This window comes from Streptomyces coelicoflavus, from assembly GCF_045041415.1.
GTDB lineage: Bacteria > Actinomycetota > Actinomycetes > Streptomycetales > Streptomycetaceae > Streptomyces > Streptomyces coelicoflavus.
Genome location: NZ_CP108218.1, coordinates 5,795,279 through 5,808,276 on the forward strand (window position 1 = coordinate 5,795,279; position 12,998 = coordinate 5,808,276).

Here is a 12,998-nt window from a genome sequence, read left to right on the forward strand (position 1 = left end):
GGACCCGACAGGAGTGACGACCATGCCCGTACGCCGTGCCCGACGCCTGTATCGCGGGCGGACCCGCAAGGGACTGCGCACGACCGCCCTCGCGGTGGCGGCCATGGCGGCCCTCACCGCCTCCCAGGCCCCCGGCCTCACCGGGAACGCGAAGGACACCCACGCGGGACCGGCGGCCGACGACCCGGTCTCGCCGACGGCGGACACCCCCTTCGCGGAGCTCGCGCCCCCCGGCGACGGCTCGTACCACACCGAACTCCCGCCCCTGACGACGCGCGCCGGCGGCCCGGCGTCCCCCGCGCCCGCGCGGGCCGAGGTCCGCGCCCAGTCGGGCATCCCGGCCACCGTGCTGCGCGCCTACCGCGCCGCCGAGACGGCCGTCGGCCGGACGGACCCCGGCTGCCGGCTGCCCTGGGAACTGCTCGCGGCGATCGGCAAGGTCGAGTCCGGCCAGGCACGCGGCGGCGCGGTCGACCGGAACGGCACGACCCTGGGCCGTATCACCGGACCGCCCCTCGACGGGCGGGGCTTCGCCCTGATCCGGGACACCGACGGCGGCGCCCACGACGGCGACACGGTCTACGACCGGGCGGTGGGCCCGATGCAGTTCCTGCCCTCGACCTGGGCCCGCTGGGGCACGGACGGCAACGGCGACGGCCGCGCCGACCCGAACAACGTCTTCGACGCGGCGCTGGCGGCCGGGCACTACCTCTGCGCGGGCGACCGCGACCTGGGCCGGGGGGCCGACCTGGAGCGGGCGGTCCTCAGCTACAACAACTCGCGCGCCTACCTCGAAACGGTGCGGTACTGGCTGGAGTTCTACCGCCGGGGAGTCCACACCGTCCCGGACGGCGAGGGCGTCGTGCCGAAGAGCCCCGGCGCGGGCGGCGACACCCCGGCGACCGAGCCCGTCGACGGCGGAGGCGGCGGCAACGGCGGCAACGGCGGCGGCGGTGGCCACGGGGGCGGAGGCGCCGGCCAGGGCGTGGACGACGGCGTCGTCATCGGCCCGGACCCGACCACCACGCCGGGCGGCAGCCCCGGGCCGTCCCCGTCCCCCTCCCGGCCCGTCCCCTCCACGGGCCCGGACCCGTCCTCCCCGCCGCTGCCCCCGACGAGCCAGGGCCCCACCCCGCCACCGACCGGGACCCCCACCGAAGGCCCCACGGACCCTGAGGGCCCCACACCGGACCCGACCGACCCGAGCCCTTCACCGACCGCCACGGACGACTGCTCCGGGGGGCCGGGAACCGCGACCCCCGACCCCACGGCCTCCCCGACGGACGCACCCTGCCCGAGCCCGACGGCCACCTCGGCAGCCTCCGCCGAGCAGGACGCGTAGGAGCCGCCGGCGGGAGATCAGCCCGCCCGGCCCATCCCCGCCGCGTTCGGCCAGCCCGTCGCCGGGACCGACTCCAGGCCGTCGGTGCCCCGGACCTGGGCGGCCGTGAGCCCACCGCGGGCCGGGACGCCGGGCGGGGTCGGACCGAAGGACGCCGGATACGCGGCGGCCGGCGGGGCCGCGGGCACGGGCGTGGGCACGGGCGCCGGCACGGGCGCGGGCACGGGCTGCGGAACCGGAGCGGGCGCGGGCTGCTGCGGGACCGGTGCCGGGTGGGGGACCGGCACCGGTCCGGGGTACGGCGCCGGCTGGGGGACCGGCGCCGGGGGCGGCACGGCGGCCGCCGCCGGAGCGACGGGCACCGCGGCGGGCAGCGGTATGCCGGTGCCGGTGCCCGCCGCGGGAGCCGGAGCGGCGGCGAGCCCCGGGGCACCGGCACCGGCGGCCTGTGCGGTGATCGCGCGCATGCCGGAGCCGTTGGTCTCGTACATCAGCCGGTCCACCGCCGCCGTGCCCGAGCTGTAGCCGGTCCCTGTGGCCGGCCCGGGCACGGCGGCTCCCCTCCCGGCCCCGTAGAGCACCTGTTCCAGGCCGGACACCAGGCGACGCACGTCGGCCTGGGGGCGCACCACGAGACGCAGGAAGCGGCTGGACGAACCGATCTTGTTGCCGCACTCACGGACCAGCACCCGGTGCTCGGTGAGCATGCGGTCCCGCACGGCGGTCCCCTCGGCGCCCACGGGGAGGCGGACGAAGAGGAAGTTGCCCTGGGAGGGGTAGACGGTCAGACCGGGCAGCGAGGACAGCTGCGCGGCCATCTCCAGGCGGTCGCGCCGCACCTGGTGCAGGCTCTGCGCGTACTCGGGGCCGTGGTCGCGCAGCATGAACACCACGTGCTCCGCGAAGGAGTTGAGGTTCCACTTGGGCAGCATGCTCCGCACCCGGCCCGCGAGCGCCGGGTTGGCGACCAGGTAGCCGAAGCGGACGCCGTGCAGGCCGAAGTTCTTGCCGAGGCTGCGCAGGACGACGACGTTGGGGCGCAGCATCGCCTCCTGGACCACGCTGGGGTCCGTCTCGGCGTCGGCGAACTCCAGGAACGACTCGTCGACCACCACCAGGTCCCGGTCGGCCATCGTGTCCATGAACTGCACCAGCGCCTGCTTGTGCTGGTAGCCGCCGTCGGGGTTGTTCGGGTTGCAGACCACCACGGCCCGGGTGCCCCTGGCGCGGATGAACTCGGCGTACCGGCCGAGGTCGAGGGCGAAGCCGCCGGCCTCCTGGAGCGGGAACATGTCGACCCGTTTGCCGGTCTCCATGGACTGGTCGGTCCAGCGGCCGAAGGTGGGGACGGGGACGGCGAGGGACTCACGGACCAGCAGGTGGTCGATCCAGGTGATCAGCTCCGTGGAGCCGTTGCCCATCGCCACGCACTGCGGCGGCAGTTGGAGCAGGCTGCACAGTTCGGCGGTGATGGTGTCGGCGCTGCTCGGGTAGTAGGTGACGATGTCGCGCAGCCGGCCGGCCAGGTCCTCGAACATCGCCGGGGTGGGGAAGTACGGGTTGCAGGGGATGCAGAAGTCCACCGGCCCGGCGCCCGCCGCCTCGCCGCTCTCCCGCGTCAGCGCCGCCATCGACGGGCTGTGCGCCGCGGTGCTGCGGAACAACGAGGTGACGTTGCCGGACAAGTGGACCTCCGTAAGTGGGCGGCCCGTGCGGGGGACACGGGCCGCCCCTGTATACGGAGGCGGACGGGGCACCGTTCAACGCGTGTGAAGGAAATGTGCACGCCCGCTGCCGTGGCCTGCCGACTACGCGTCGAACGAGTGCACCGTCGAGGTCCGGTACGTCTCGCCGGGCCGCAGCACGGTCGACGGGAACGACGGGTGGTTCGGCGAGTCCGGGAAGTGCTGGGTCTCCAGGCACAGGGCGTCGCCCTGGCGGTAGAGGGAGCCGCCGGTGCCGGTCAGGGTGCCGTCGAGGAAGTTGCCCGAGTAGAACTGGAGCCCGGGCTGGTCGGTGGCGATGCGCAGGGTGCGCCCGGAGGCGTGCTCGCGCAGGGTGGCGATGTGCTCGGGGCGGTCGGTGATGCCCTTGTCGAGCACCCAGTTGTGGTCGAAGCCCTTGGCGGTGACCAGTTGCGGGTGGGCGTCCCGGATGTCGCGGCCGACCGGCTTGCCCCGGCGGAAGTCGAAGGGCGTGCCGGCCACCCGGGCCAGCTCGCCGGTGGGGATCAGGCCCGCGTCGGTGGGCGTGAAGCGGGAGGCGGCGATCGCGAGTTCGTGGTCCTCGATCGTGCCGCTGCCCTCGCCGGCCAGGTTCCAGTAGACGTGGCTGGTGAGGTTGACGACGGTGGCCCGGTCGGTGGTGGCCTCGTAGTCGACGCGCCAGTCGCCGCGCCGGGTCAGGGTGTACGTCACCTTCGCCCTGAGCGTGCCCGGGTAGCCCATCTCGCCGTCGACGCTGACGTAGTGGAGCACCAGACCGGTGTCGGAGCCCCGGGTGAAGGGCTCGACGTCCCACACGCGGTAGTCGAAGCCGAGGGCGCCGCCGTGCAGGGAGTTCTCCCCGTCGTTGACGGAGAGCTGGTAGGTGGTGCCGTCCAGGGTGAAGCGGCCCTTGGCGATGCGGTTGCCGTACCGTCCGATGAGGGCGCCGAAGTGCGGGCTGCGGGCCACGTAGTCGTCGAGGTTGTCGAAGCCCAGTGAGACGTTCGCGTAGCGGCCCCGACGGTCCGGGACCTCCAGGGACTGGACGACGCCCCCGTAGGACAGCACCTTCATCCGCGTGCCGCCGTTCTCCAGCGACCAGCGGTACACCTTCGTCCCGTCGGCGAGCCTGCCGAAGAGTTCCTTCACCGGTTTCCTGCCTCCCGACGCGTACGCCGTGCCGCCGACCGCGGTGGCGGCGACGCCGGCCGCGGCCGCCGACGCGATGACCGTCCGTCTGCTCAGTTCCATACGTGCGGCTCCTGTACTTCCGTGAGAAGAAGCGGGCCCCGCCGTGAGTGGCGGGGCCCGAGATCCGTTACGAACCGACCCTGCGCTTGTTCCAGACGTCGAACCCGACGGCGGCCAGCAGCACCGCGCCCTTGATGACCTGCTGCCAGTCGGTGCCGATGCCGACGAGGTTCATGCCGTTGTTCAGCACGCCGAGGACCAGGCCACCGATGATCGCGCCGAGGACCGTGCCGACGCCGCCGCTCATCGAGGCGCCGCCGATGAAGGAGGCGGCGATGGCCTCCAGTTCGAAGTTGAGGCCCGCCTTCGGCGAGGCCGCGTTGAAGCGGGCGGCGAAGACCAGCCCCGCCAGGGCCGCGAGCATGCCCATGTTCAGGAAGACCAGGAAGGTGACCTTCTTGTCCTTCACGCCCGACAGCTTGGCCGCGGGCAGGTTGCCGCCGATGGCGTAGATGTGGCGGCCGATGATCGCGTTGCGCATCAGGTAGCCGAAGCCGACCACCAGCACGCCCAGGATGAGCAGCACGATCGGCGCGCCCTTGTAGCTGGCCAGCAGCAGCGTGACCACGAGGATCGCGGCGACCAGCGCGACCAGCTTGAGCAGGAACAGCTTGACCGGCGGCACGTCGAGGGAGAACTCCTGCTGCCGCTTGCGGTCGCGGACCTCCTGGTACACCACGAAGGCGATCAGGGCGAAGCCCAGCAGCAGGGTGAGGTTGTGGTAGTTGGTGTTCGGTCCCACCTCGGGCAGGAAGCCGTTGGCGATCTTCTGAAGGTCCTTGGGGAACGGGCCGAGGGTCTGGCCCTTGAGGAAGATCTCCGTCAGACCGCGGAAGAGCAGCATGCCCGCGAGGGTCACGATGAACGACGGTATGCCGAGATAGGCGATGAAGAACCCCTGCACGGAGCCGGCGGCGGCGCCGATGGCCAGGCACAGGATCACCGCCACCGGCCAGGGCAGGTCGTTCCTGACCATCAGGACGGCCGCCGTCGCGCCGACGAACGCGGTCAGTGAGCCCACCGACAGGTCGATGTGGCCCGCGATGATGACGAGCATCATGCCGATCGCGAGGATCAGGATGTAGCTGTTCTGCAGCACCAGGTTGGAGACGTTGCGCGGCAGCAGCAGGTCGCCGTCGGACCACACGGCGAACAGCACCACGATCAGGCCGAGGGCCATCAGCATGCCGTACTGGCGCATGTTGCGGCGCATGCCGTCGAGCATCAGGTGCAGCAGGCCGCCGCCGGAGGCCGGTCCCTTGCCGCCGGGCGGTGCCGGTGCGGGAGTCTTGGCGGTCAGGTCCGTACTCATCGGCTTACCTCTTCGCCCTTCAGGGTCTTCTGGTCCTGCTTGTCCTTCGTCATCTGCCGCATCAGGGCCTCCTGCGAGGCCTCGGCCCGCGAGAACTCACCCGTCAGCCGTCCCGCGGCCATCGTGTAGATGCGGTCGCACATGCCGAGCAGCTCCGGCAGTTCGGAGGAGATGAACACGACCGCCTTGCCCTCGGCCGCCAGGCGGTCGATGACCGTGTAGATCTCGTACTTGGCGCCCACGTCGATGCCGCGCGTGGGCTCGTCCAGGATCAGCACCTCGGGACCCGCGAAGATCCACTTGCTGAGGACGACCTTCTGCTGGTTGCCGCCGGACAGCTTGCCGACCGGCTCGAAGACGGTCGGCGCCTTGATGTTCATCGACTTGCGGTAGTCCTCGGCGACCTGCTGCTCACCGTGCTCGTCGACCACGCCCCGCTTGGAGACCTTGCCCAGCGCGGTCAGCGAGATGTTCCGGTTGATGGTGTCGATGAGGTTGAGGCCGTAGTGCTTGCGGTCCTCGGTGACGTAGGCGATCCCGTGCTTGACCGCCTCGGGGACGGTCTTCGTACGGATTTCCCTGCCGTCCCTGAGGACCGTGCCGCCCGCGTGCCGGCCGTAGGTGCGGCCGAAGACGCTCATCGCCAGCTCGGTGCGGCCCGCGCCCATGAGCCCGGCGATGCCGACGATCTCGCCCCGCCGCACCTCGATCGAGACGTCGTCGACGACCTTGCGCTGCTGGTCGATGGGGTGGTGCACGGTCCAGTTGCGGATCTCCAGGGCCGGAGCCGTGCCCTCCTCGGGCTGGTGCGGGGTCCGGTCCGGGAAGCGGTTCTCCAGGTCGCGGCCGACCATGCCGCTGATGATCCGGTCCTCGGTCGTCTCCGCCGCCTTCACGTCGAGCGTCTCGATGGAGCGCCCGTCGCGGATGATGGTGACCGAGTCGGCGACCCGACGGATCTCGTTCAGCTTGTGCGAGATGATGATCGAGGTGATGCCCTGCTCCTTCAACTGAAGGATCAGGTCGAGGAGTTTGCCGCTGTCCTCGTCGTTGAGCGCCGCCGTCGGCTCGTCGAGGATGAGCAGCTTCACCTTCTTCGACAGCGCCTTGGCGATCTCCACCAGCTGCTGCTTGCCCACGCCGATGTCGGCGACGCGGGTCTCGGGGTGCTCGTCGAGACCGACCCGGCGCAGCAGTTCGGTGGCGTGCTTGAGGGTGTCGTTCCAGTTGATCAGTCCGCGCTTGGCGTGCTCGTTGCCGAGGAAGATGTTCTCCGCGATGGAGAGGTACGGCACCAGCGCCAGCTCCTGGTGGATGATCACGATGCCGTGCTGTTCGCTCGCCCGGATGTCCTTGAACCGGCAGGTCTCGCCCTCGAAGAGGACGTCGCCCTCGTAACTGCCGTGCGGGTGGACTCCGGAGAGCACCTTCATCAGGGTGGACTTGCCGGCGCCGTTCTCCCCGCAGATGGCGTGGACCTCGCCCTGGCGAACGGTCAGCGTGACGTCCGACAGCGCTTTGACACCGGGAAAGGTCTTGACGATCGAGCGCATTTCCAGGACGGGTCCCGCCATGGTCGTGCCTTCCAATCCTTGGTGGGGCCCGGTTAGTTGAGCTGGTCCGCGGAGTAGTAGCCGCCGTCGACGAGGATCTTCTCCCAGTTGCTCTTGTCGACGCTGACCGGCTGCAGCAGGTAGGCGGGGACGACCTTGGCACCGTTGTCGTACGACTTGGTGTCGTTGACCTCGGGCTTCTTGTCGTCCAGGACCGCGTCGACCATGTTCGCGGCGACCTTGGCCAGTTCGCGCAGGTCCTTGAAGACGGTCTGGGTCTGCTGGCCCGCCTTGATCGACTTCACCGAGGCGATCTCGGCGTCCTGGCCGGTGACGACGGGCATCGGCTTGCTGCCGGAGCCGTAGCCGTCCGACTTCAGGGCGGACAGGATGCCGATGGAGATGCCGTCGTACGGCGAGAGCACCGCGTCGACCCGGGCGCTGCGGTAGCTGGAGGTGAGCAGGTCGTCCATGCGCTTCTGGGCGGTGCCGCCGTCCCAGCGCAGGGTGGTGACCTGGTTGAGGTCGGTCTGCTTGGAGCGGACGACCAGCTGGCCCTTGTCCATGTAGGGCTTCAGGACCTTCATCGCGCCGTTGAAGAAGTACCGGGTGTTGTTGTCGTCGTTGGAGCCGGCGAACAGCTCGATGTTGAAGGGGCCCTTCTTGCCCGCCTTCAGGCCGAGCTTGTCGACGATGTAGCTGCCCTGGAGCTCGCCGACCTTCTCGTTGTCGAAGGACGCGTAGTAGTCGACGTTCTCGGTGCCGAGGATCAGCCGGTCGTAGGAGATGACCGGGATGTCGGCGTCCTTGGCCTGCTGCATGACGTTGCCGAGGGACTTGTTGTCGATCGCGGCCACGATCAGCGCGTCCACGCCCTGCGTGATCATGTTCTCGATCTGGGAGACCTGCTGGTCCGGGTCGTCCTCGCCGAAGACGAGTTTGGTCTCGAACCCCTTCGCCTTCAGCTCCTTCTCGACGTTGGCGCCGTCGGTGATCCAGCGCTCGGAGGACTTGGTCGGCATCGCGATGCCGACGGTGGCGCCGTCGCTGCCCCCCTTGTCCTCCTCGCTGCCGCCCTCGCTGTTCTGGCCGCAGGCGGTCAGGGTGAGGGCGAGCGAGGCGGCGGAGGCTATCGCGGCGAGTGCGGCTCTGCGGTTGCGCATGGTCATCATCCTTGAGGTGAGGGCTGTGTCGGCGACGCAGGTGTGTGGGATTGTGCGCGGTCGTGTCGTCTTTTGTGAAGGGATTTTCCGGAACGTTATGACGAGATCTCGAACCGGTTGAGCGCCCCCGGAAGCCGGGTGCCGAGCGGTGCCATCTCCCCGTCCGCGCGGTGCCGGGCGAGCAGGTCGAGGGCGAGCCGGCCGCGCCGCACCCGCTCCTTGGCGGTGGCCAGCGTCAGTTCCCGCAGGTGGTGCCCGTACGGATAGATCCCGGGTGCCTTGGAGAGGCCGAACTTCAGGTACAGGGGTGCGCCGCGCCGGACGAGTTCGGCGACCTCGTACATCCGCACATAGCCGCCGAGGTCGTCGGGAGCCTCGATGTACATGTCCATCGGCGCGGCCGAAACCCGCCGTATTTCGGTCAGGTGATCCGGCGTCAGGTCGCTGGGTACGTTGATGGAGTCGGCGCCGAGCCGTTCGTAGACCGCGTACGAGGCCGGGTTGACCGGTCCGACGAGGGCCGAGAGCTTCAGCGTGGTGTCGGCGGGCAGGAGGCCGGAGGTGCGGGCCCGGTGCAGCGTCCACAGCACGCCCTCGTCGGCGACGAGCAGGCACTTGACGCCCAACTCGGCCGCGCGCACGGCGTCTTCGACGCAGCCGGCGACCGCGGCGTGCCCGCGCGCCCGCAGGCCCGCGCCGCCCGAGTCGGTCCGGGTGGAGCCGCCGATGTCCCAGGTGCCGCGCGGACCGGTGAACAGGCAGAGCTCGATGTCGCGTTCGGCGGTGGCCTCGACCATCTCGGTGATCTCGGCGTCGGTCAGCATCCACACGCCGCTGCCCTGGCTGATCCGGTGGATCGGCACGTCGAGGCGCGAGGACTCCTTGAGCACCACCCCCAGCGCCTCCGGACCCTCGCAGGACGGGATCTCGGTGCGCCAGCGGCCACCGCCCGGGAAGGAGTGCGGCGAGGCGTCGGCGGGATCGGGGTCGGGCGCGGCCAGGCCGAGGGCGGCGAGGGCCTGCTCACCGGGCCTGCGTGCGGCGGCCGGGGCGGAAGGGTCGGTCACAAGCTGTCCTTAGTGTTCGGTATGTCGGACAAGGTTCGCGCCGGCGGGCGTGCGGGGCGGCGGATGCCGGCCGCGCCGGTCGCCCGGGTGCGCGTCGTCCGTCCGGTGGGGGTACGCCGGTGCGGAGGCCGTCGGGTCGCTCCCGCACCGGCGTACGGTTCAGGGGAGGGCGTCGGGGTGCAGCAGCACCTTTCCGACCTTCGGGTCGCCGGCGCCCACCAGCTCGATGGCCCGGGAGAACTCCGCGAGCGGCAGCTCGTGCGTCACCAGCGGCCGCGGATCGAGCAGACCGGCGGCGAAGACCCGCACCGTGTGCGCCCAGGCGTCGGGCGGCGCCCCGAAGACGGTGTGCACCTCCAGCTGCCGTACGACCAGGTCGGTCGGGTCGAGGCAGTCGGCGCCGGGCGCCGGGATGCCGGTCAGCACCAGCCGGCCGCCCCTGCGCAGCAACGCGGCGGCGGTGCGGGCGGCGTCCGCGGACCCGGCGGTCTCGATCACGACGTCGAAGTCGTCCGGGAGCGGCCGGTCCTTGGTGCGGAAGTCGGTCGCCCCGAACCGCCGCGACAGCTCCTCCCGGTCCCCGCGCGTGCCGACGACCAGCAACTCGGCCGGGGAGGCGGCACGCAGGAACTGCACGGCGAACATGCCGAGCGTGCCCGTGCCGACGACGGCGACGCGCTCACCGGGCCGGGCGTTCGCCTTCAGCGCGGCGGCGGCGATGCAGGCCGCGGGCTCCAGCAGGGCCGCCGCGGTGAGGTCGGCGCCGTCGGGCAGGGTGTGCAGCAGCCGGGCGGGCAGGGTCAGCGTCGGCGCCATCGCGCCGGGCTGGGTGAACCCGGTCTCCTCGTACCCGGCCGTGCACAGCGTCGTCTCGCCCGCGTGGCAGCGGTCGCACACCTGGCAGTTGCGGAAGCCCTCACCCACGACCTTCCGGCCGACGAGCGACGCGGGCGCCCCGGTGCCGACCCGCTCCACCGTCCCGGACCACTCGTGTCCGGGGGTGAGCGGGTAACGCACGTACCCTTCGGGCCGGTTGCCCTGGTAGACCTCGCGGTCGCTGCCGCAGATCCCGGCGGCGTGCACCCGCACCAGCGCCTCGCCGGGCCCCGGTTCACGCGGCTCGTGCGGCACGAGCCGGTGCACCCCCGGCGCCTCGACGAGGACCGCGCCGCTCATGCCCCGGCCCCCTTGGGGGCGCGCTTCTCCCAGCCCTCGGCCCACAGGTCGAACCGCGCCTGCTGCTGCGGGAACTCGGCCGCCGCGTCGGTGTCCAGCTCGACGCCGAGACCGGGCGCGTCGGAGAGGTGGAAGCACCCGTCCTCCGGGTCCACCCGGGGGGCGCCCTTGACGACCTTCTTGATCTCCGCGTCCGCGAAGTCGTTGAAGTGCTCCAGGATCTTGAAGTTCGGGGAGGTGAACCCGACTTGGAGGCTCGCGGCGGTGAGTACGGGCCCGCCGACGTTGTGCGGGGCGACCAGCGTGTAGTGGGTCTCGGCGGTCGCGGCCAGCTTCCGGGTCTCCCAGATGCCGCCGATGTGGCCGACGTCGGGCTGGATGACGTCCACCGACTGGTCCTCGAACAGCTCGCGGAACTCGATCCGGTCGTGGATGCGCTCACCCGTGGCGACCGGGATGTCGACCTTCTCGGCGACCTTCTTCAACGCCTTGAGGTTCTCCGGCGGGACCGGCTCCTCCAGCCAGGCCGGCCTGAACGGCGCCAGTTCGCGCGCGAGCCGGACGGCGGTGGAGGGCGAGAACCGGCCGTGCATCTCCAGCATCAGCTCGGCGTCGGGACCGATGGCGTCCCGCACGGCCTCGATCAGCGACACCGCGTAGTTCGTCTGCTCCTGGTCCAGTTCGAAGTGCCCGGTGCCGAACGGGTCGATCTTCAGCGCCCGGTACCCGCGCTCCATGACCCCCTGCGCGGCCTTGTGGTACGCCTCCGGGGTCCGCTCGGTGGTGTACCACCCGTTGGCGTAGGCCTTGACCTTGTCGGTGACCTTCCCGCCCAGCAGCTGCCACACCGGGACACCGAGGGCCTTGCCCTTGATGTCCCAGCACGCCATCTCGACGACCGCGATGCCGGACATCACGATCTCGCCCGCGCGGCCGTAGTCGCCGTACTTCATGCGGCGGACCAGATCCTCGACAGCGAACGGGTCGGAACCGAGAATGTGGTTGGCCTCGGCCTCCTTCAGGTAGCCGAGGAGAGCGTCGGTGTGCCCCAGCATCCGGGTCTCGCCGACTCCGGTGAGGCCCTCGTCGGTGTGCACCTGGACGTAGGTCAGGTTGCGCCACGGCGTCCCGACCACGTGTGTGCTGATTCCGGTGATGCGCACGGCGGCTGCCCTTCGCTGTGTTCGATATTTCGTCACTCGTTCGAAATGCTGGCGTGACAGTAAGGATGGGGTGTGCGGGGTGTCAATGGGTCGGACACATAACGGTTTCGGCAGTTTCGGATCGGGGGAAAGACCGAGGTCGCGTGCTTCCCCACACAACATTCACAGTGGCCTCTAGGAACGCGCCCGTCCCGGAACTTAACCTTCCCGCGTCATGGACTACTGCCACCCGTGCCGACGGCACCTCAACGGCGCTCTCGCCTGCCCGGGGTGCGGCACGCCCGCCCACGAACTCCACGCGTCCGGCGTCCACCTGACGGCAGGTGAGCAACCCCCGCGCTCCGCCGACGAAGCGGTGACGGCCGACGAGGGGCCCCGGGAAGGCGCGGCGAACGGCCCCGACGAGGGCTACGACGAGGACCCCGGCGACGCCGCCCCGCCCGGCGTCCGCTCCAGCCGCCGCGACCGCAAGGCCGCCGCACACCGCAGGCGCCGCCGCCGGACCCTGCTCGTCACCGCGGGCTTCGTCCTGGCCGCCGGGGGACTGAGCCTCGCCGAACTCGGCATGGACGCCCCGCACTCCCCGCAGAAGCCGGCCGCGGCGGGCGGCGAGACGGCGGACGGCGGGGCCACCCGTGAAGTGGGGGAGGCGTCGGTGATCCCGGCCGACGACACCTCGCGCACGACCCCGGCCCCGGACTCCCCGTCCGCGTCGGCATCGGCGTCGACAACGGTGTCGGCGTCCCCGTCGGAGTCCCCGGAGGCGGAGGAGTCCGGGACGGCGAGCGAGTCCGGCGCCCCCGGCGCTTCCCGCGCACCGGTTCCGACCGCCACCCGGCCGCCCGCGGACCCGGACCCGTCGTCCCCGGAGTCGAACGACGACCCGCCTCCGACGACGTCCCCCACCCCACCGGACTCCCCGGACCCGACCCCGACGGAAACCTGCGACCGGTTCCTGTGGTGGTGCACATAAGAGAGATCCACGTTCCCCGTTGACGGTGCCGGCTCTTCGTTCGGGCGAAGACGTGCTCGGCGCGGGCGCGGATCTTGCGGTGAGACGCGTTGTGTTCCTCCTTCGTTCCCCTTTCCAGGCCGGGTGCTCTGCCTGGCCGCGCTCGTGGCGGTGCGGGACGACCAGGCCGGTGCCCCGGCAGCCGCCGTCCGCGACGACCGTTGTGCGGCCGACGTCGACCACGAGCCGGCTGCCTGCATCCACGACGACCTGGTGGTTGGCCGAGTACCTGTAGTTCTCCGACAAAGATCGA

General features: G+C 71.2%; 10 protein-coding genes and 1 pseudogene. 2 read left to right on the plus strand and 9 right to left on the minus strand.

Annotation, left to right across the window (positions count from 1 at the left end; translation table 11 throughout):
* Positions 1 to 22: 22 nt before the first annotated feature.
* Positions 23 to 1,342, plus strand: a complete 1,320-nt coding sequence (locus OHA99_RS25775) for a lytic murein transglycosylase (protein WP_153180026.1) — start codon at positions 23 to 25, stop codon at positions 1,340 to 1,342.
* Positions 1,343 to 1,359: 17 nt separating this feature from the next.
* Here the strand turns inward: OHA99_RS25775 and OHA99_RS25780 are convergent, their stop codons facing one another.
* From OHA99_RS25780 to OHA99_RS25815, 8 genes are all read right to left on the minus strand, one after another.
* Positions 1,360 to 3,027 (minus strand): histidinol-phosphate transaminase, encoded by a 1,668-nt coding sequence (locus tag OHA99_RS25780; protein WP_366471953.1) that lies wholly within the window; start codon positions 3,025 to 3,027, stop codon positions 1,360 to 1,362.
* Positions 3,028 to 3,150: 123 nt separating this feature from the next.
* Complete coding sequence (locus OHA99_RS25785) at positions 3,151 to 4,299, minus strand: aldose epimerase family protein (protein WP_405698048.1); 1,149 nt, start codon at positions 4,297 to 4,299, stop codon at positions 3,151 to 3,153.
* A 67-nt stretch (positions 4,300 to 4,366) separates the two neighbouring features.
* Complete coding sequence (mmsB, locus tag OHA99_RS25790; protein WP_153180029.1) at positions 4,367 to 5,611, minus strand: multiple monosaccharide ABC transporter permease; 1,245 nt, start codon at positions 5,609 to 5,611, stop codon at positions 4,367 to 4,369.
* Positions 5,608 to 7,185 carry a multiple monosaccharide ABC transporter ATP-binding protein gene (mmsA, locus tag OHA99_RS25795; protein WP_366471954.1) on the minus strand — a complete coding sequence of 526 codons (1,578 nt, stop codon included), beginning with the start codon at positions 7,183 to 7,185 and terminating at the stop codon, positions 5,608 to 5,610. The genes mmsB and mmsA overlap by 4 nt, the downstream gene beginning before the upstream one ends.
* A 32-nt stretch (positions 7,186 to 7,217) precedes the next feature.
* Complete coding sequence (gene chvE, locus OHA99_RS25800) at positions 7,218 to 8,327, minus strand: multiple monosaccharide ABC transporter substrate-binding protein (protein ID WP_153180031.1); 1,110 nt, start codon at positions 8,325 to 8,327, stop codon at positions 7,218 to 7,220.
* A gap of 95 nt (positions 8,328 to 8,422) precedes the next feature.
* A complete protein-coding gene (locus tag OHA99_RS25805; RefSeq protein ID WP_153180032.1) occupies positions 8,423 to 9,394 on the minus strand; it encodes a hypothetical protein in 972 nt (323 codons plus the stop codon).
* A gap of 159 nt (positions 9,395 to 9,553) precedes the next feature.
* Positions 9,554 to 10,570, minus strand: coding sequence for a zinc-binding dehydrogenase (locus tag OHA99_RS25810; protein WP_405698051.1), 1,017 nt, complete (start codon positions 10,568 to 10,570; stop codon positions 9,554 to 9,556).
* Positions 10,567 to 11,733, minus strand: a complete 1,167-nt coding sequence (locus OHA99_RS25815) for a mandelate racemase/muconate lactonizing enzyme family protein (protein WP_153180034.1) — start codon at positions 11,731 to 11,733, stop codon at positions 10,567 to 10,569. The genes OHA99_RS25810 and OHA99_RS25815 overlap by 4 nt, the downstream gene beginning before the upstream one ends.
* 214 nt (positions 11,734 to 11,947) lie before the next feature.
* Between OHA99_RS25815 and OHA99_RS25820 the strand changes: the two genes are divergently transcribed.
* Positions 11,948 to 12,706, plus strand: a complete 759-nt coding sequence (locus OHA99_RS25820) for a hypothetical protein (protein WP_405698053.1) — start codon at positions 11,948 to 11,950, stop codon at positions 12,704 to 12,706.
* 31 nt (positions 12,707 to 12,737) lie between these two features.
* On the opposite strand, the pseudogene OHA99_RS25825 reads toward OHA99_RS25820, so the two are convergent.
* Positions 12,738 to 12,988 (minus strand): annotated as a pseudogene (locus OHA99_RS25825) (IS5/IS1182 family transposase); the annotation flags it as partial.
* Between the last annotated feature and the right edge of the window lie 10 nt (positions 12,989 to 12,998).

Bases quoted from the DNA above. Each gene is read 5' to 3' on its own strand.
- OHA99_RS25775 (WP_153180026.1), top strand. From the start codon at position 23: ATGCCCGTACGCCGTGCCCGACGCCTGTATCGCGGGCGGACCCGCAAG.
- OHA99_RS25785 (WP_405698048.1), bottom strand. From the start codon at position 4,299: ATGGAACTGAGCAGACGGACGGTCATCGCGTCGGCGGCCGCGGCCGGC.
- mmsB (WP_153180029.1), bottom strand. From the start codon at position 5,611: ATGAGTACGGACCTGACCGCCAAGACTCCCGCACCGGCACCGCCCGGC.
- mmsA (WP_366471954.1), bottom strand. From the start codon at position 7,185: ATGGCGGGACCCGTCCTGGAAATGCGCTCGATCGTCAAGACCTTTCCC.
- chvE (WP_153180031.1), bottom strand. From the start codon at position 8,327: ATGCGCAACCGCAGAGCCGCACTCGCCGCGATAGCCTCCGCCGCCTCG.
- OHA99_RS25810 (WP_405698051.1), bottom strand. From the start codon at position 10,570: ATGAGCGGCGCGGTCCTCGTCGAGGCGCCGGGGGTGCACCGGCTCGTG.
- OHA99_RS25820 (WP_405698053.1), top strand. From the start codon at position 11,948: ATGGACTACTGCCACCCGTGCCGACGGCACCTCAACGGCGCTCTCGCC.